An 18468-nucleotide genomic window follows, 5' to 3' on the forward strand; every position below is an offset into this window, starting at 1 on the left:
CCGACTCCTGACGACTTCTTCGGGTCCAATGACGTAGGACCATGCATTGTCAGCGAACCCAGATCGCGCCTCGATCAGGTACGACGACGCTTGGTGATAACCATCTCGACCCACGTAGCTTCCGAAAGCGCTCCATTTGCACTCCAGCATCAGGGCGCGTTCGCCGGGTAGGCACAGCAGGATGTCTGCCCCAATGGCTCGTTGAACGCTGCTCACACCCGTCGTTGCTGCCTTGTACGGAGATGCCACCTGGTAGTAGCGAGCGGCCGCCGAGGCCTCGAACCACAGGTCCCAGAGGCATTGCCCGATCGTGAGCTGAAATTGCGGTCCTGGCGACTCACCGGCACCCAATGGCGCGTTCCATCGGACGTTCCCTCCCAGTGACCGGACGGTCGCGAGCACCTCTCCCAAAACCGAGAGATGGAATAGGCGCCAATCCAGATCGGTATTCGGCTCGATAAGCTCGAAGGCGAGAAATTCCAGATCGGTCTCAGCTCGCACAAGTGACGTTGCGACCATGGCCAGCGAGGACCAAGGTCGACCAGAGTGCGCAAGCGAGCGGAGATCAATCCGATCTGGGGGAAGCGCCTCGACATCCGACAGATCCGATTTCACCACGTCCACCATGGTGAGTACCGGATGCTCGATACGGCCGACGAGGAGCGGTGCAATGGCACGCACGTCCCTCGCCATTCGCCCGAGTTTTCGCGCCGTCCATGCCAAAGTTTGCAGTGCGCTTTCGTCCTTCACCCGCGATCTGGGATGCCCGACAAAAGCCTTGGGTGGCCAGCCATAACGCCTACCCGTCGTCGCCCAGTCCATTGGGCGGAGCGGCCGGTCTGACACCTCCCGAGCAGACGTCGTCGTGACCGGCATGTTTTCGCGCCACGTTCCAACTTCACCTGGAAGGAGGAGGAGGGAACTTTCCATCTTTTCTAGCAAGACGCGTGCCGCTCGCAGCTCGATGGCGCTCGCAGACCACTTGACCTCTATGTCGTCGGCCTTGACGGCACTCAACGCGTCGAAGAGTTGACCGTCACTGTTCCATCCACGGAGCAGCTGCTCTAGGCCGCGCCGTGGAAGAGCCAGGCCGGCTAACTCAGGACGTGTCGCTGGGAGCTCACCCATGTCCACTGCCCCTGTGGTAGCGCGGTCTCCTCGTTGACGATCCGTTGGCCGAGAGCATCGAAGACGCGGTCGTCGAAGCCAGCCAAATACCGACCGATGCCCGTAACGTACGCCTCAGCGAGTAGCTCCGCGAGTAGCGGCGTTTCGTCAGCATTCGGGCCTTCCTCCCCGAGCTTGGCTTGTGCCGTAGGCGCCGCGGCACCCTCCGTTGCCGTCGGGAGCCCGGTCAACAGATACTTGGCCATTCTGAGAAAGACTGCCGGCCCCAGCGCAGTGCTGTCGTCCGACAAATGTGCTCGGTACAAGCCCGTGATGGCGCCAGCTGCGTCGTCGCCTAGATCAGGAAATGAATTCTCCAGCAGCTGAGTGAACTGCCCAGGCTGAATGGCTGGAACCGGGATAACGACGAAACGGCGGGAGAGCGCCTGACCAAATCGGAAGACTCGCTGTGCGTCTTGCGGATTGTAGGTCCCGAGTAGGCGAAAATCCGTGCCCGCGAGATAGCGACGAACGTGGCCGTTGTCACTTACCTTCGACTGGCGCTCGTTACCCCACCCGACATGCTGCGGCTTGCCCTCATGAGCCGCTGAGCGGCCGACCTCGACTTCCTGGTCGGAAAGCCATGTCAGCAGTGGCCCCATGATCTTATCCATATCGCCACGGTTGGTTTCGTCGAGGATCAGCCACCGCCCGTCCTCGATGGCGTTCAGAAGCGCGCCCGCCGACCAGGTGAGTGCGCCGTCGGAATCGGGGCTCAGGCCGCCGATAAGGTCGTACGCCGTCCAGCTCTCATCCGGCGTGCGCCAGAGTGGGTGGGGATCGAAGCCGGCTTCAAAGCCGTAGCGTTCTGGGTTGACGGCGATCTCCCTCAATACCCACTTTAGGAGCGTTCCCTTGCCGGTGCCAGGCGGGCCTACCAGGAGGATCGAAGGCGTCGTTCTGAGTGCCAGGCGCAGCATGCGTTCGACTCGCCTATCCACGCTGATCGAGACCCGGGCGGCCTGGGTCGCCGGCTGCTCTCCGGAGAGTGGTATCTCTGCTGCAGGAGCCTGCACGACCATGGATTCCGGTGGTCTGAGTGCCTCAGGGATCGTGGTTTCGTCCCACTCCGTTTCGCTAAGCAGTGGAGCCCCAAGGGACGTGGGCGAGGTGATGTCCTCCAGTTCATCCGTAGTCAAACCAAGTCTCTGTAGCAACTCCGCCTTTGCCGTCGGCCAGTCTGCCTCCGGCGAGAAGTCATTGTTACGCAGTACGAGCACAGCCAGGGACTGCCAGGAAGGGCGGTAAGGCGGTAAGGCCGCACCCAGGATCGAGGAAGCGTCCGGGAGTAGACCGTTCCGTATGTGGTTATTCACGAGAAGCGAAGACGAAAGCTTGATGCCTCGGGTGTTGTTGTTCCACACCGTCTTCCGCCCGGAGTCCTTAAGCACCAACCAGTCGTAACGACATGGGCGGAGTCGACCGAGTTCATGCTCTGGGAAGACGCCGAAAAGATCATCTACGGCCTCCGCAACCGCCTGCCACGGGTCCTGGTCGGGGCGGTTGGCGGTGAGCCACTTCATGGTGAGGAACACGTCGTACGCAGACGCGACCTTCGTCTGGTAGTTGAGTCCCTGGAAGTCGGCGAGCGCCGCGTTCATCGCCTCAGCGCTGAGTCGCATCCAGCAGGATCCTCTCGGCAGCGTTCAGATGTCATGCAGCATGCTGCCAGATGCCAGTCGATGTCATCGCGTGAGGTGGGCATAGTCCGAGCGGCCGAACCGCTGACGAGCGCTCTTGGGTACCTCAAGCCCGCGAGCCGCTGACCGTCCGTCGGAGGTAGGCTCTAGAGTCTCGTACATGAGCACCGGAGTCCCCCCTCAGACCCCACAGCGACGCAAGCGCGTGGCTCAGCCGGCGACCCCTGAGCTGCCGAACATCTACCCGCGCACCGCCATCGCGAAGTTGGATCGCGTCGCTTACCAGGGGCGGCCGGAGACCTTCCCCGTCGAGGATGTGGCACCCGTGGTGGGGATGGCCGAGTCGTTCATCCGACGGATCTTCGGCAACAAGAGGAAGCTCACCGTGGACGAGGTCCTCGAGCTCCTTGACCAGGACGCGTTTTCTGAGACCTTCGTTCCTCGTAGCCGTGTACTGGACTACCTGCTGTCTGAGCTCGACGCCAGCATGCGGTCGACTGAGTTTGCCGAGGACGAGAAGTGGAAGCTCATCCACGGCGACTTCCTCCAGGTCGCGGGCACCCTACCCAAGGGAAGCGTCCAGTGCGTCGTCACCTCGACCCCGTACTGGGGCATGCGCATCTATAAGGATGCCCGCCTAGTGCGCTGGGCGGATGGCGAAGAGTGCGCCTTCGGGCACGAGCAGACGCCCGAAGGATTCATCCGCCATACGGTCGAGATTCTGCATCGGCTCCGCCCAGTTCTCACAGATTCAGCGTCAGTCTGGTGGAACCTGATGGACACCTACATGACGCGGACCCAGATCCGTGGCAACGCCTACGAAGCGCTCCAGGCCATGGACGGCCGCAACCGGATGAAGTGGGGGGAACACGATCATCACCGGTACAGCGCTGGGCATTCCTACATCAAGGATGGCGAACAATGCGGTATCCCGGCTCTGGTAGCAGAGCGAGCGAGCCGCATCGGCTACTACACGAAGAGCATCATCACGTGGGCGAAGATCAACAGCTTGCCTGAGCCTCAGAACTCCCGGGTGAGCCGCAACCTCGAGTACGTGCTGCACCTTTCGACCCGTCGCGCGCCGACGTTCGACAAGGGCGCATACCGCAGGCTCGGCGCCAACCTCGGTGGCCGCAACGCGCTCTACGAGGGTGACAAGCTTTCTGACGTCTGGGTGATTCCCGTTTCGTCCGGTGGTGACGGCCACGGGGCACAGTTTCCCGTTGCATTGCCAGGACGTTGCATCTCGATCTCGACTAATGCAAACGATGTCGTTCTTGACCCCTTCATCGGGTCAGGCAACACCGCCGTAGCTGCGCTAACCCTCGGTCGGCGTGTAATTGGCGTAGACGTCTCTCAGCAATACCTTGATGTAGCCGAGGCGAAAATCCACGAGTTGGAGCAGCGTCTCCCGATTGATTTTTCGGTTACGGCCCCACAGCCCGGGTCGCAGACTGATCGGAAGAGCGCCTGACCGAACCGAGCGTCATAGCCTACGGCCCAGATGGCTCACGGATGATTGCAGCCAAAGGCGGATGGCCCAGGCGGCGAAGGGCCATGTCTAGCCAAGAAGCTTCCTCGCTGTACCAAAGGCCGGGTTCGAGTCCGATTCCGGCTGGGAGCGCGAGGTGGGCTTGCCGGGTGGGTATCACGAAGGCGAGGCGCTGCCGTCGCCCCGGAAGTATCCGACGGAGTGCTGCTGGGCCGTGCGCGAGTTGCTCTCGAGTGGCTCGGGTCTGGGGCGGTTGGCCTAACAGTCTTCCCACGTCTTGCCAGGCGGTCTCGCCAGCGGCACCGCTCCCGGCGTATTCGAGTCCTCCAGAGAGGATGACACCGCGGACGTGGGGTGCGTCGGCCAGGGCGACTCCGATGTTCAGCGATAGATCACGTAGACGCTGAGAAAGCGGGCGAGTGCTCCAGTCGGTAAGGCGGAAGAGTGTTCCTACGTCATCAATGCGCAGCCATGCAGGCGGGCCGCCCGAAGTTTGCTTAACTTTGCTGGCCAGCCGGGCCGCCACGCGCAACCAGGCGTCGCTCGTCAAGGCTGGGCCGGTCAGGATTGTTCCGGCGGGGCGCTCGCCCTTTGCGAAGACGTGCACAGAACATTCGCCGGCCCGCACGGCGCGCTGCTTTCCATCCTTCCCAGTAGCTAGAGCCGCGGCGCTGATGTTGAGGAGCCACTGCTCGGTTTCTGCCTCACCCAGCACCTCGTCAAGCTGGGCGACGGTTTCGACCTGATCCCTGTGCTCCAACACTTGGAAAGCCCGCCGCAGGCGGTCTGTCCAATCTTCGATAGATCGAAAGTCACGGTCGAAGCCGATGACCGTCGTCTCGATCAGGTAGCTCAGGCCGTTTCGACTTAGCCACAGATCAGGCTTCCGGCCAGAGGGGAGTTGCTGCTCATAACTGACCTTCCAGCCATCCATGACGGCGAAGGCTGCGACCTCGAGTCCGAGCAGCAGATGCTGAAACTCGCGGAGCGTGGCATCTCTGTTGGATCGGATCTCACCTGCTTGGGCGAGCAACGCTTCGGCGCCCTCCTGCTGTTCGACCAGGGCGACTCGCACCGCGAGCTCCAGCACTCGCACGACTGCACGTGGAGTGGCCAGGGGGTACCAGTCCAGATGCAGCAGCGGGATGGTCTGGTTCCTGGCCGCGTTATCAGCCAGCCAAGACTCGCCGAAGAGGCCTCGCAGCACGTCAACAGCCCACGACAGCACGGGTCGGCCGAGAGCGGTTACTGCCGCCTTCTCGATGGGTCCGGCCCACTCCTCCCAGGTGAAGTTACGCAATGTCTGTCCCAGAGGCTCGTCGACTCGGTGCTTGGTTGTCCTTCCGGCTCCACCGGATCCCTGAGGAGTCGTTGAATGCGACAACGACCGAGCAGAGCTTGGCGTCGAGGGTTGGATTGTCGCCCATGCAGGTGTAGGGCGGGTTGAGATCAACGGCGACGAGCTCCTGCGTTCCTGGCCCGATAAATTCGCTGCCGTTGTGCTCGACGGTCCTGCCGTCGGGCAGCTTGACCTCCACCGCTACCCAGTGGATCGGGTCGGCTCCGAAGTTGTGGACGGAGAGTTCGATCCGGCTGCACCTGATTGCATTGGCGCCGATCGCGTAGCCGCCGGGAGGAAAGATGACTCTAGCGCTGATGACAGCTCGAGCTCGGCTCTCCTCGGCTGTCCGGCGCTCTTCGGCGAGCTGCTGACGTGCGTCCTGCGCCTGCTGCCGCTCAAATAGCAGTAGTGCCGTGGCAGCGACCGCAGCAGCGGTTCCGGCGACGACTCCCGCAACGCCGGCCCACGCCTGCATCCAGTCGGTGACCTTCGGCTGTTCCTCACCAGCCGGTGCCTGGTAGCCCGCGGAGACGGCGGCGACGATCAGGACCAGGGCGAGAAGAATGAGAGCTGCACTGCCCGCCATGTACAGCCACGTCCTGCGATCGATCTTCACCCGGCGCATTTTGCCAAGCGCTGGCCAGCCCAGTACAGCATGCAAGTACAGCAACCGACCGAGCTGCATCGGCTCTTGCGCGGCTATCAGCAGCTGCCTGACAGCCGAGATGGCTGCGTGAGACTCCATCGCCCGGAGCTACGGATCAGAAGGTTAGGGGTTCGAGTCCCTTCGGGCGCACAAGACCATAAAAGGCTTGACCCGCGGCACGCGGGTCAAGCCTTTTATCTTGTCCGGCCGTTGTGGACGGGTGTCACGTGGGTGCGATGTGGGTGCCGCCCCGGGTGACGAGTTCTTCTCGCGCTTGATGGCCTTGACCTGCGCATCGGTGCCCGGTTTCGGGTACGCGCACCGGATGTTCGGTTGCGCCCCTCGAGCGTCGTACGCGAGCGGCGGCGGCGATCCCTGGCAGGTCCCGCCGGCGATGGTTCGTCTGCCGCTCGAACGGCTCGACGCGGTGCTGTTTGACCTTGACGTGGTGCTGCGGGACGGGGCTGCGGACACGGCGGCCTTCGCGGACACGGTCGAGTTGGTCGAGCGCCTGCGTGAGCTCGGGTTGTCCACGGCCGTGGTGGTTCCTCACCGACGCTGCCGGGAGGCACTGAGGGCCGGCGGGCTTGAGGGACTGTTCACCGCTGTCGTCGACGCTGACGACAAGGAACAGACAGGGGCCGCCTGCCCAGAGCCGGCCACACTTCTGCTCGCAGCCGGGACGCTGACGGTGCATCCTGCGCGGGCCGCGGTCGTCAACGCCACGACGGCGGGTGTGCTGGCCGCCTGTAAGGCGGGGTTCGGACTTGTCGTCGGCCTCGACCGCGACGGCGGGGTCACGGCGGAGCTGCGCCGGCACGGCGCGGACTGGGTACTCACGGGCCTGGATGCCGTTGGCATCGACGAGGACGCGGCGCGGCACCGGTGGTGGCAGACCCGTCAGACGACCGAGGCGAGCGTGGGGTACGCCGGTTGGCTGCTGGACTACGCCGGTGTGGATCCGGACGGCGAGGGGATCCGGGAAACGCTGTGCACGATCGGTAACGGCTACCTGGCTACCCGTGGAGCCGCCCCGGAGACCGATGCCGGACCGGTCCACTATCCGGGAACCTACGCCGCCGGCGTGTTCAACCGGCTGCGCACCCGCGTTCACGGCCACTTCCACGAGGACGAGAGCCTGGTCAACCTGCCCAACTGGCTGGTGCTGCGATGGGGCGCCGACCAGGACCGGTGGGTGGACCCCGACGGGCCGGGGATCAGCGAGTACCGGCAGACCTTGGACCTTCGTGCCGGCGCTCTCCACCGCCGCTACCGGTACGTCGACGGCGACGGCCGGGCGACGACCGTCGTGTCGACGATCCTGGTGTCGATGGCCGCGCCGCACCTCGCCGCCGTGCACGCGACCTTCGTCCCGGAGAACTGGTCAGGCACGCTGCACGTGTGTTCGGCCATCGACGGACGCGTCGCCAACCGTCAGGTCGCCGAGTACGCGCCCCTGGCCGGCCAGCACCTGCACCCCGAGGGGCAGGGACACGACGACCCGGTCGGGCTGTGGTTGCGTGTACGGACGAACCAGTCCGGGATCGACGTCGCGTTGGCCGCGCGTACCCGGGTGCTGGTGCCCGACGCGCAGGTCGACGCGCGACGCCAGGTCGACATGACCACCGGGCGACCCGCGGAGACCTACGCGGTTCCCGTCCAAGAGGGCCAGCCGGTACGGGTGGAAAAGACGGTGGCCTGCTACACCTCACGGGATCGGGCGATAACCGAACCGGCCACGGCCGCCCGGCAGGCGGTGGCAGGGGCGGGCTCGTTCGACTGTCTCCTCACCGCCCATGTGCACGCCTGGCGGCGGCTGTGGGAACGCAGCCACGTCGAACTGCGTACCGACGCCGGCACGCCGGCGTTCGCGCTCAACCTGCACACCTATCACCTGCTCACCGCCATCTCGCCGAACCTGGTCGACCTGGACGCGGGCGTCGGTGCGCGCGGCCTGCACGGGGAGGGCTACCGGGGCCACGTCTTCTGGGACGAGGTTTTCGTGCACCGCGTGCTCGTGCTACACCTGCCCGAGGTCAGCCGCGCCCTGCTGCTCTACCGGTGGCGGCGGCTCGACGCCGCCCGGCTCGCCGCGGCGGCAGTGGGACGCACGGGTGCGATGTTCCCGTGGCAGTCGGGCAGCGACGGCCGGGACGAGACCCCGACGGAGCTGTTCAACACGCGCAACAACCGGTGGATGCCGGACCATTCGGCGCTTCAGCGGCACATCGGCCTGGCGATCGCCTACTCCGTGTGGCAGTACTACCAGGCCACCGGTGATCTGGACTTCCTGCGTTCGTACGGCGCGGAACTGATGGTGGAGATCGCCCGCTTCTTCGCCGACCTGGCTCAGGAGAATCCCGCCACCGGACGGTACGAGATCACTGGGGTGATGGGCCCGGACGAGTTCCACGACGCCTACCCCGACACCGACACGCCGGGGCTCGCCAACAACGCCTACACCAACGTGATGACCGTGTGGCTGCTGCACCGTGTCCTCGAGGTGGTCGACCTGCTCGGCTGTCACGACGGCGGCAATCTGGCCGAGGCGCTCCGCGTCGGGGCGGAGGAACTGGCCCGCTGGCGGGACGTCACCACCCGCATGTACGTGCCGTTCCACAACCAGCAGATCATCAGCCAGTTCGAGGGGTACGCCGACCTACGCGAGTTCGACCTCCCCGGCTACACCGCCCGTTACGGCAACATCGGCCGCCTCGATCTCATCCTCGCCGTCGAGGGTGACTCACCCAACCGTTACCAGATCGACAAGCAGGCCGACGTGCTCATGCTGCTCTACCTGCTATCCGCCGAAGAGTTGCGCGAGCTGCTCGCCGGTCTTGGCTACCGGTGGCCGCGGCAGGCACTGCGCCGCACGGTGGAGTACTACGTCGAGCGAATCAGCCACGGATCCACCCTCTGCCGCGTCGTGTACGCCTGGGTGCAGGCGCGCACCGACCGCGCCGCCTCCTGGCGGTTCTTCACCGAGGCGCTGTCCGCCGACATCAGCGACACCCGGGGCGGCACCACGCGCGAGGGCATCCACCTGGGCGCCATGGCCGGCACCCTGGACCTGGCGGAGCGCGGCTACCTCGGCCTGGAGACCCGCGAGGACGCCCTGTGGCTCAACCCGCGGCTGCCGCAGGAGATGGTCAGCCTCCACACGCTGCTCACCTACCGCGGCCACCAACTGCATCTCACCGTCACCCAGCACGACCTCACGCTGGCCGCGTCACCCTGCAACGTCCTACCGGTCACCGTACGCGTCGCGGGTCACCCCCCGACGACCGTCAGCAGTGGGCAGACGATCACGGTCCCCTTGAAGCCGGCACCGCACAGCCGAAATCCGCGGTCCTGATGGTGCTCAGCTCATCTCGCTGCACCACGCCGGATGACGGCCAGTCGGTTCTCGTACTCGCTCTTGTCGATCTCACCCCGAGCGAAACGCTCGGCGAGGATCCGCTCCGGGCTCGCGACGCTTCCCTCGGCGCCGCCGTGCCGACGTGAAACGGCGTAGCGGACGAGAAAAACGATGCCGGCGATCAGCAGCCCCCAGAAGAGGAGCATGCCGACAATCATCGTGGCGTATCCCCAGCCGCCCATGTGATCGTCGTTCCAGGGCATGTCGTCCTCGATTTCTCTGCCGACGGTCTGCGCCTACTCCAGCGACTGCCGGCGCTGGCGGTACTCCTCGTCGTTGATGTCGCCGCGCGCGTAGCGTTCATCGAGGATCCGGCGGGCGGAGGCCGGTTCACCGGTGTGTCCTCCCGGCCAGCGCGAGAACGCTCGTACGGCGAGCACGACGAGTGCCACCAGGCCGGCCAGGATCAGGATGGGCCAAATGATCATCCAGCCCGCCATCGTGCCGTCCCACATCATCGGACGCCTCCATGACCTCGCGGCTTGTCCGTCACACTCGCGACGTTACGAGAATTTCGCGCCTGCCGCCCGACCGTCACGAAAAGGCGCGGGGGAGGGGCAGGCGGACTGGGCGAAAGCCGCCCCGGTGGCGTCTTCGGGGAACATCGTCCGATAAGTCAGAACAGCCCGGCCGGAATGTCCCGTTGACCGGGGAGGTTGAAACGGGGACCTGTCGGGGCTCCCGTGCTCGCCCAATGGACAGTCGGCCGGCGGAATGCGGGTCCTTTCGACGTCGTTGCGTCTCCAGTACCTCGGTGAGTGCGACTCCCGCGTTTTCTGGCAGGGGTTCTCCCGGTTGAAATCGCATCAGTGGTGCGCCCTCTTGTATGTCGCGTGCCGCTCACCCCCGGATGAGAGGCAAATTCCCATGACTACGTTCACTCGTTGGCTTCCTCAGAATCTGACCACCGGGATTGTTCGCAAGAGTGCTCTCGGTGTCGCCGGTCTGGCGTTCGCCGGTGGCCTCGCCGCCGGCCCGGCCGTCGCGGCCGAAGCGGCGGCGCCGCAGACGAGCGCGCCGGTGAGCGCTGCCCAGGCCGACAAGGCCAGGGACGGCGCGGACAAGCGCGTGGGCGACTACGCGTTCGAGGCTCAGCCGAACTTCTACTACTGCGGGCCGGCGTCGACGCGGATCGCGCTGAGCGCGCAGGGTGAGGTCCCGGGCCAGAACGAGCTGGCGGAGAAGCTTGGCACCACCGAGGCCGGCACTCCGTCGGCCTTCGACATCACCCGTGTGCTGAACGAGGAGCTCGGGGCCGAGGTCTACCAGACCGGTGAACTGCCGACCGATTCGGTCACGCCGGATCAGGTGGAGCGGATGAAGGCCGACCTGAAGGCCGCCGTCGACGACGAGCGGGTCGCGGTGGTCAACGTCATCGGCGCCGGCACCGACCTCGACGGTGTCGAGCGGTCGTTCCCGGGTCACTACCTGACCGTGGTCGCCTACGAGGGTGCCGGCGAGAAGGTGAAGATCGCCGACCCGTGGCAGCCGGTGGGTGACGGCACCTACTGGATGGACGTCGAGGAGCTGGCGAACTGGGCCGCCTCGCGCGGTTACTCCGCCTGACCCGACCGGGCACCACCGAAGCGGCCCCTGGCGAACTGCGCCAGGGGCCGCTTCGTCTGGTCAGATCACGGCTCGCACGATGGCGAGCCCGATCCCGGACCCGCCGTTGTCCCGGTCCCGGGCGGTGTCGACCCCGTAGAAGCGTTCGAAGACGTGCGGCAGGTGCTCCGCCGGGATGCCGGGACCGGTGTCGACCACCGCCAGCTCCACGGAGCGGAAAGAAGCCCTCGACCGGCCGAAACAGCATGGTTGAGGGCCTTTTCGTGTCCGCCAGAATCAGCCTTCGGGTGGCCGTGGATCCAAGCTGGGAGCCACCGGTAGGGCGTGCGCTTCCAACTCGAGTCCGGCCCGCAGCCAGCCCGTGAACAGCGCCGGGTCGATGTCCTCGGGCGAGGCCAGCTTCACCGAGGCCATCCGGCGCGCGCCGGCGATCAGACGGCCGGACGGGTCGGCGACGTCCTGCCCGCGCCACAGCCCGAAGGTGACGTAGGACCGGTACGCCTTGAGCAGGCAGATCGGTCGGCGTCCCGGACTGTCGCCAAGCCCCCAGATCGGGTGGCCGTGATACAGGACGCCGGTGGTACCGGGCAGCGCGGCCTCGATGACGGGGCGCATGGCCGCGCCGATGTCGCGCAGCGGGCGGTCGAGACCGGCCAGATAACCTTCGATTCCTGCGGTCGCGGGCATGACGGGCTCCGGGTAAGTGAGAGGGGGTCCGGCCTCGGAGGATCTCCTGCGGGACCGGGTGACACCACTGACTCTCGGGCAGATCGGAGCGGCGACCAAGCCACGACCGGTCTAGGATCGTTGATCCAGAGTCAACGAACGGGACGGGTCATGCTGGAGCGGTACGAGATCGAGACCTTCCTGACCCTCGCCGATGAGCTGCATTTCGGCCGCACCGCGGAGAAGCTCGGCGTCACCACCGGCCGGGTAAGTCACGTGATCAAGAAGCTGGAACGCCGCATCGGCGCTGCCCTGTTCGAGCGCACCAGCCGCGTCGTGCGCCTCACCCCGATCGGTCGCCAGCTCGCCGACGATCTCGCACCCGTCGTGGCCGGCATGGCCGAGGCCGTACGCCGGGCCGTCGACGCCGGCCGCGGCGTCACCGGGCACCTGCGGGTTGCGTTCCTCGGTGAGTGGACCGCGCCCACGCTGCTCAAAGCCGTCAGCCTGTTCTCCCGCCGGCACCCCGACTGCGAGGTCAGCGTGCACGAGGTGCAGCTGTACAACTCGCGGTCCAGTCTGGCCGACGGCTCGGTCGACATCCTGCTCGCCTCGTACCCGTTCGACGGGATGGCCAACGGCCCGGCACTGCTCTGGGAGAGTCGGGTGCTGGCCGTCTCCACCGCGCATCCGCTGGCCAACGCCGTCTCGGTCTCCCTGGAGGCGCTCGGCGACCATCCCGTCGTCCAGTACCCGGCGGTCACCTCGGCGGCGTTCAAACGCGACCGCACCCCGGAGCGGACACCGTCCGGTCGGCCGGTGCCCAAGGGCCCGACCGGCAACACGTTCTCCGAGATGCTCACCCTCGTCGCCATGAACAAGGGCGTGCTCCCCGTGGGCGAGCACAGCCGCCGCTACTACCCGCGGCCCGACCTCAGCTACGTCCCCATCCACGACGCGCCACCGATCGAACGGGGGTTGGTCTGGCTGCAGACCAACACCACCGCCCGAGTACGCGAGTTCGTCCGCGCCGCCACCGAGGCGAACGCGGACCACGGCCCGTCGATGAAGGCCGCCGCGGGCTGAGTCACCCGGACCGCTTCAGGGGCATGACTTGTTCATGGCGGACGCGCTTCCATACAGGACGTCGTCGGTGCCGGTGATGTGCAGGACCCGCGCGGTCACCCCGTGGGCACCGCAGACGTGGAGGTGGTGTCCGGCGCGGGCCGCCGCGTGAGCCGCCTGAAGCAGGACCCTCACCCCGGCCGCACAGCAGAAGGTGACGCCGCTCAGGTCGCAGCAGACCTCATGATGACGCTGGACGGCGGCGGTGAGTGACGCCCTCAACACGGGAGCCGTCTCGATGTCGATCTCACCGGTGGGGCGGAGGACATGGACGTCGTCGCCAGGTGGCCGGCGGGTGTCCGTCGCTGATGGGGGGTGCATCACGTGCCAGCCTCTCGTCCCGGAGGAGAGGGCACGTGGCTTGACCCACGTACGAGCGTAGACCCCGATCAGTGGAACAAACAACCAACCGTGTCCCGACGGTCATGCCATCTGCGTCGGTCTCCGCCCTGCCTGCCACGGGTAACCGTCAGCCGTCGGCACGCGTGGGCGCGGCGAGAGACGGCCGAGCGGGTCCACCCCATGATGACCCAGGGTCGAGGCGGCGGTGCTGCCGTCCCAGCTCATCGTCGTGCCGGTTGCCGTCAGCAGGTGGGTGACGCAGGGAGCGGGATCGTGCAGGGTCAACGGGACTCTGGCGCGGGCGGCGGCGTCGTGGGTTCGGAGCAGGGCACTGACGCCGTGGGCGCTGAAGAAGGTGACCTGAGACAGGTCCAGAACGAGGTGTGTGGGACGTCGGGCGATCGCGTGTTCGGCGAGCTCGTTGACGAGATGGGCGTTGCTCATGTCGACCTCGCCGCGCACGGTGATCAGGGTCGCCGGTCCTTCACTGTCCAGGGCCAGTGTCATGATCGGCTTGGCGGATCGCGCGGCGTGTGGGGTGGCCTGGTTGACGGTGGACATGCGCGCCTCCCGATGGTGGATCGGTCGATCGGGGTCCGGCCGGGGCAGCGAGGTGCGGCCGGCGGATCTGGGCGCGTGTCTTGACCCACCGACCACCGTACCCACGAGGCGGTTCCTGACACGCCGAGCGACTCCCTCGCCCGGCCCTCAGACGGCGAGACTCGACTGATCACGGTCAGCCGAGGAACCCGAACCGGTGCTGTCCGTCCGGCTCGGCGTGCCGGATCCGGGTACCGCCCCATCCTGGGAGGGGCGGTCGGGGCGAGGAGGCGGCGGTGGCGGACGTGACGATCCCGCTGCTGCCGCCCGCGCAGCCGTACGAGAAGGTCGCCACGATGTACGCGGCGCTGGGCAGGGAGGACACCGACCTGGGCCGGCGGGCGCTGGCACACCTGCGCCGCGAGCGAGCCACGGAGGGCTTCGACGACCCGCGGTGACGGTTCGCAGGTGTGACGGTCGGGATCCGGGAGAACTACCACTGAGCGATCCGATGGGGGTGGAGATCGAGGCAAGGGGGCGTCATGGGGCAGGTTCGGCAGTCGGCGCACGCCTTCGTCGGCAGCGCGCTGGCGGTGGTGGTCGCCGGGGTGGTCGCGCTCGTCACGCACCAGCCGTGGCTGTTTCCCAGCCTGGGGCCCGCGGTGATGCTGCACGTGGAGAAGCCCCACTCGCCGGAGTCGTCGCCCCGGAACACGCTCATCGGGCACGGCGTGGCCCTGCTGGCCGGCTACGGGTTCCTGGTGGCCTGCGGGCTGGCCGACAACCCATCGGTGCTGCAGGAGGGGGTGAGCGCGCCGCGGATCGTCGCCGCGGCCGGGTCGCTGGCGGTGACCGCACTGGTGCTGGTGCTGCTGAAGGCGTCGCATCCCCCGGCCGGTGCGACGACACTGATCGTGAGCCTGGGCCTGTTGACCACACCGACCCAGTTGCTCGTCGCGGCCGGGGCGGTCGTGCTGGTCACGGTCGTCGACTGGCTGTACGGGCGGTTGTCGGGCCGGCCGATGCCGGTGTGGGCGGCACCTGAGCCGTCGTCGGAGGGAGCGCGTCGTGGTTGACCGGATCGCCGACCCGTGGGGTGAGCGGACCCCGTACGGGCCGGGGCAGCCGTGGCCGGTGCGGGTGGACCGTTACCTGGGCGACGGACGTACCGATGCCGACGTGGACCGGTGGGTGCAGTCGGCGTCGGTGCTGCACTCCAACGGCGACGCGCTGGACATCGCGGTCGCCGACGGGCGAATCGTCGGGGTACGCGGCCGGGCGGTGGACCGGATCAACCGCGGTCGTGTCGACCCGAAGGACCTGTACGGCTGGCAGGCCAACCACAGCTCGGACCGGCTGACCCGACCGCTGGTCCGGGACGGTGACCGCCTGGTCGAGACGGACTGGGACACCGCGATGGGCCGTGTCGTGGCTCGCTCGAAGGAACTCCTCGACGGGCCGGGCGGGTGGGGGCACTTCGGCTTCTACACCTCCGGCCAGCTGTTCCTCGAGGAGTACTACGCGCTCGGCGTGATCGGCAAGGCCGGGTTGGGCACACCGCACATGGACGGCAACACCCGGCTCTGCACGGCCACCGCGGCGGCGGCGATGAAGGCGAGCTTCGGCACCGACGGGCAGCCCGGCTCGTACACCGACGTGGACCACTGCGACGCGATCGCGCTGTGGGGCCACAACGTCGCGGAGACGCAGACTGTGCTGTGGATGCGGATGCTGGACCGGCGGCGCGGCCCCAACCCACCCTCGATGGTGGCGGTCGACCCCCGCGCCACCCCGGTCTGCCGGGAGGCCGACCTGCACCTCGCCGTGCGCAACGGCACCAACATGGCCCTGATGAACGGCCTGCTCCGGGAGATCATCCGACGCGGCTGGTACGACCGCGACTACGTCGACGCGCACACCCTGGGCTTCGAGGAGCTGTGCCGGACCGTCGACGGCTACCCGCCGCGCCGGGTCGCCGACATCTGTGACGTGCCGGCGGCCGACGTGGAGCGCGCCGCCGAACTGCTCGGCACCTCGCAGCGGCTGCTGTCGACCGTGCTGCAGGGCTTCTACCAGTCCAACCAGGCCACCGCCGCCGCCTGCGGCGTCAACAACCTGCACCTGGTCCGGGGCATGATCGGCCGCCCCGGTGCCGGGATCTACCAGATGAACGGCCAGCCCACCGCGCAGAACACCCGGGAGACCGGCGCCAACGGCGACCTGCCCGGCCTGCGCAACTGGGAGAACACCGCCCACATCGAAGACCTGGCCCGGCTGTGGAACGTCGACGTGGACACCATCCCGCACTGGGCGCCGCCGACGCACGCCATGCAGATCTTCCGGTACGCCGAACAGGGCTCGATCAAGCTGCTCTGGATCACCGCCACCAACCCGGCGGTGTCCCTGCCGGAGCTGTCCCGGATCCGACGGATCCTGGCGAAGCCGGAGCTGTTCGTGGTGGTGCAGGACCTGTTCCTGACCGAGACCGCCGAGCTGGCCGACGTGGTGCTGCCCGCCGCAACCTGGGGGGAGAAGACGGGCACGTTCACCAGCGTCGACCGTACGGTGCACATCTCCGACAAGGCCGTCGACCCACCGGGCGAGGCGAAGCCCGACCTCGACATCTTCCTCGACTACGCCCGCCGGATGGACTTCCGTGACCGGGACGGCAACCCGCTGATCCCGTGGACCGGGCCGGAGGAGGTGTTCGAGGCCTGGAAGGAGTGCTCGCGGGGCAGGCCGTGCGACTACACCGGCATCACGTACGACAGGCTGCGCGGCGGCTCCGGCATCCAGTGGCCGTGCACCGAGGAGCACCCCGACGGCGCCGAGCGCCTCTACACCGACGGGCAGTTCAACACCGACCCGGACTACTGCGAGACGTACGGCCACGACCTGGCCACCGGGGCGGAGTTCACCGAGCCGGAGTACCGCGCCAAGGAGCCGCGCGGGCGGGCGTTCCTGCACACCGTCGACTACCAGCCCTCACCCGAGGTACCCGACGACGACCACCCGATGCTGCTCACCACCGGCCGCACCGTCTACCAGTTCCACACCCGCACCAAGACCGGCCGGGCGCCCCAGCTGAACCGGGCGGCGCCGGACGTGTGGGTGGAACTCAACGCGGACGACGCGGCCCGGCTCGGCATCGCCGAGGGCGACCTGGTCGGCGTCTCGTCCCCGCGCGGCGGAATCCAGGCCCGCGCGCGGATCAGCGGCATCCGTCCGGGCGTCGTCTTCGTGCCGTTCCACTACGGCTACTTCGACCAGGATCCGGCCGACCGCACTCCCCGGGCGGCGAACGAGTTGACCATCACCGCGTGGGATCCGGTCTCCAAGCAGCCCCTCTTCAAGGTCGCCGCCGTCGCGGTGGCGAAACTCGCCGACAGCGGCGGCGTACCCGCTCCGGCGCCGACGGTCGGCGGCAGTGCGCCGCCCCCGGACGCCGGCGTGCCGCCCACCGTCGGCGGACCGGCCGCCCGGGCCACCAGCGAAAAGGAGTGAGCCGTGCACCTCGCCCACTACCTCGGTCTCCTGCACCGCGCGCAGGTCAACCTCGCTGACGCGTTCCGGCAGGTCGCCGACGCCCACGCGGAGGAACCCGACATCCAGCACCTGTGCCAGCAGCAGGCGCAGCGCTGCGACGCGCACGCCGAACAGTTGCACCCGTTCGCCGTCCGCTACTCGGAGGACGCGCCTGACGAACCCGACCGGCTGCACTCGCAACTGTTCACCGGCACCCGCACCGGCGGCATCGGCCTCCTGCGTGACCTGCAGGACCTGTACCTGATGGCCGCCGAGTGCGACATCGCCTGGACCGTCGTCGGCCAGGCCGCCTACGGCGCCCGCGACGAGGACCTGCTCGCGGTCGTGCGGCGCTGCGAGGGGGAGACGGCGATCCAGCTCAAGTGGCTGCGTACGCGGATGAAGGTCGCCGCACCCCAGGCGCTCGTCGTCGCCGAGTGAGGAGAGAAAGGCCGGTCGGCGCAGCAGAGCCGGGGCCCTTCTTCCGATGTCACGCAGTGTGTGTCGGGAGTCTTCGGGTAGGGCAGAGGGAACACGAGAGGAAGGACTTCCTGATGCCGAGCACCACGATGCCGATGCTGGAGACCTACCCGAAGTCGATCAACCTGGACCGCGCGAAGCTCGCGGCGGCGATCGACGCTCTCAACGACTGCGCCCAGGCCTGCACCGCGTGTGCGGACGCCTGCCTGAGCGAGGACATGGTCGCCGAGCTGACGAAGTGCGTCCGGACGAACCTGGACTGCGCCGACATCTGCGCGACCACGGCCCGGGTGCTGTCCCGCCACACCGGCTACGACGCGAACATCAGCCGCACCCTGCTGGAGGCGTGCGCCACGGCCTGCAAGTCCTGCGGGGACGAGTGTGCCGGGCACGCCGACAAGCACGAGCACTGCCGGATCTGCGCCGAGGCGTGCCGCGCGTGCGAGCGGGCCTGCCGGGACCTGCTGGCGACGATCAGCTGAACCGGTAGCGGCGCCGACACCCCGACCGGGTGTCGGC

At 67.4% G+C, this 18468-nt stretch carries 18 protein-coding genes and 1 pseudogene; 9 read left to right on the forward strand and 10 right to left on the reverse strand.

Annotated elements, in window-relative coordinates; genetic code table 11:
- Both AB0I76_RS05990 and AB0I76_RS05995 read right to left on the reverse strand, forming a co-directional pair.
- Positions 1-1134: hypothetical protein (locus AB0I76_RS05990; RefSeq protein ID WP_357030452.1), on the reverse strand; the 1134-nt coding region annotated here is incomplete at its 3' end.
- Complete coding sequence (locus AB0I76_RS05995; protein ID WP_357030416.1) at positions 1095-2789, reverse strand: AAA family ATPase; 1695 nt, start codon at positions 2787-2789, stop codon at positions 1095-1097. The genes AB0I76_RS05990 and AB0I76_RS05995, both read right to left, overlap by 40 nt.
- 178 nt (positions 2790-2967) lie before the next feature.
- Here AB0I76_RS05995 and AB0I76_RS06000 point away from each other — a divergent pair, with 178 nt between their 5' ends.
- Complete coding sequence (locus AB0I76_RS06000; protein ID WP_357030418.1) at positions 2968-4281, forward strand: site-specific DNA-methyltransferase; 1314 nt, start codon at positions 2968-2970, stop codon at positions 4279-4281.
- 19 nt (positions 4282-4300) lie between these two features.
- Here AB0I76_RS06000 and AB0I76_RS06005 read toward each other — a convergent pair whose 3' ends face one another.
- On the reverse strand, positions 4301-5599 hold the full coding sequence (locus tag AB0I76_RS06005; protein WP_357030420.1) for a hypothetical protein: 1299 nt from the start codon (positions 5597-5599) through the stop codon (positions 4301-4303).
- Positions 5592-6257: a hypothetical protein gene (locus AB0I76_RS06010; RefSeq protein ID WP_357030422.1), complete on the reverse strand. Its 666-nt coding sequence runs from the start codon at positions 6255-6257 to the stop codon at positions 5592-5594. The genes AB0I76_RS06005 and AB0I76_RS06010 overlap by 8 nt, the downstream gene beginning before the upstream one ends.
- Before the next feature lie 424 nt (positions 6258-6681).
- On the opposite strand from AB0I76_RS06010, the gene AB0I76_RS06015 reads away from it, so the two are divergent.
- Positions 6682-9642: a glycosyl hydrolase family 65 protein gene (locus AB0I76_RS06015; RefSeq protein WP_357030424.1), complete on the forward strand. Its 2961-nt coding sequence runs from the start codon at positions 6682-6684 to the stop codon at positions 9640-9642.
- A gap of 11 nt (positions 9643-9653) precedes the next feature.
- Here the strand turns inward: AB0I76_RS06015 and AB0I76_RS06020 are convergent, their stop codons facing one another.
- Together AB0I76_RS06020 and AB0I76_RS06025 are read right to left on the reverse strand one after the other, a co-directional pair.
- On the reverse strand, positions 9654-9908 hold the full coding sequence (locus AB0I76_RS06020) for an SHOCT domain-containing protein (RefSeq protein WP_357030426.1): 255 nt from the start codon (positions 9906-9908) through the stop codon (positions 9654-9656).
- Between the two features lie 33 nt (positions 9909-9941).
- Positions 9942-10133: an SHOCT domain-containing protein gene (locus AB0I76_RS06025; RefSeq protein ID WP_357030428.1), complete on the reverse strand. Its 192-nt coding sequence runs from the start codon at positions 10131-10133 to the stop codon at positions 9942-9944.
- Positions 10134-10572: 439 nt separating this feature from the next.
- Between AB0I76_RS06025 and AB0I76_RS06030 the strand changes: the two genes are divergently transcribed.
- Entirely contained in the window at positions 10573-11271 is a 699-nt protein-coding gene (locus tag AB0I76_RS06030; RefSeq protein WP_357030430.1) for a C39 family peptidase, read from the forward strand.
- A 63-nt stretch (positions 11272-11334) separates the two neighbouring features.
- Here the strand turns inward: AB0I76_RS06030 and AB0I76_RS06035 are convergent.
- Positions 11335-11487 (reverse strand): annotated as a pseudogene (locus AB0I76_RS06035) (ATP-binding protein); the annotation flags it as partial.
- 60 nt (positions 11488-11547) lie between these two features.
- Positions 11548-11958 carry a DUF1801 domain-containing protein gene (locus AB0I76_RS06040; RefSeq protein ID WP_357030432.1) on the reverse strand — a complete coding sequence of 137 codons (411 nt, stop codon included), beginning with the start codon at positions 11956-11958 and terminating at the stop codon, positions 11548-11550.
- A gap of 150 nt (positions 11959-12108) precedes the next feature.
- On the opposite strand from AB0I76_RS06040, the gene AB0I76_RS06045 reads away from it, so the two are divergent.
- On the forward strand, positions 12109-13023 hold the full coding sequence (locus tag AB0I76_RS06045) for a LysR family transcriptional regulator (protein WP_357030434.1): 915 nt from the start codon (positions 12109-12111) through the stop codon (positions 13021-13023).
- 15 nt (positions 13024-13038) lie between these two features.
- Here AB0I76_RS06045 and AB0I76_RS06050 read toward each other — a convergent pair whose 3' ends face one another.
- The gene (locus AB0I76_RS06050; protein ID WP_357030436.1) at positions 13039-13383 is read right to left on the reverse strand and encodes an STAS domain-containing protein; all 345 of its coding nucleotides are present in this window, start codon (positions 13381-13383) and stop codon (positions 13039-13041) included.
- A gap of 102 nt (positions 13384-13485) precedes the next feature.
- Positions 13486-13965 carry an STAS domain-containing protein gene (locus tag AB0I76_RS06055; RefSeq protein WP_357030439.1) on the reverse strand — a complete coding sequence of 160 codons (480 nt, stop codon included), beginning with the start codon at positions 13963-13965 and terminating at the stop codon, positions 13486-13488.
- Between the two features lie 275 nt (positions 13966-14240).
- On the opposite strand from AB0I76_RS06055, the gene AB0I76_RS06060 reads away from it, so the two are divergent.
- From AB0I76_RS06060 to AB0I76_RS06080, 5 genes are all read left to right on the forward strand, one after another.
- A complete protein-coding gene (locus AB0I76_RS06060; protein WP_357030441.1) occupies positions 14241-14402 on the forward strand; it encodes a hypothetical protein in 162 nt (53 codons plus the stop codon).
- Between the two features lie 84 nt (positions 14403-14486).
- Entirely contained in the window at positions 14487-15020 is a 534-nt protein-coding gene (locus AB0I76_RS06065) for an HPP family protein (protein ID WP_357030442.1), read from the forward strand.
- On the forward strand, positions 15013-17448 hold the full coding sequence (locus AB0I76_RS06070; protein WP_357030444.1) for a molybdopterin-dependent oxidoreductase: 2436 nt from the start codon (positions 15013-15015) through the stop codon (positions 17446-17448). Before AB0I76_RS06065 ends, AB0I76_RS06070 begins: the two co-directional genes overlap by 8 nt.
- Before the next feature lie 3 nt (positions 17449-17451).
- Positions 17452-17910 (forward strand): hypothetical protein, encoded by a 459-nt coding sequence (locus AB0I76_RS06075; protein WP_357030446.1) that lies wholly within the window; start codon positions 17452-17454, stop codon positions 17908-17910.
- A gap of 113 nt (positions 17911-18023) precedes the next feature.
- Positions 18024-18431, forward strand: coding sequence for a four-helix bundle copper-binding protein (locus tag AB0I76_RS06080; protein WP_210837812.1), 408 nt, complete (start codon positions 18024-18026; stop codon positions 18429-18431).
- The last annotated feature ends 37 nt before the right edge of the window (positions 18432-18468 follow it).

It is taken from the genome of Micromonospora sp. NPDC049799, assembly GCF_040656655.1.
GTDB lineage: Bacteria > Actinomycetota > Actinomycetes > Mycobacteriales > Micromonosporaceae > Micromonospora.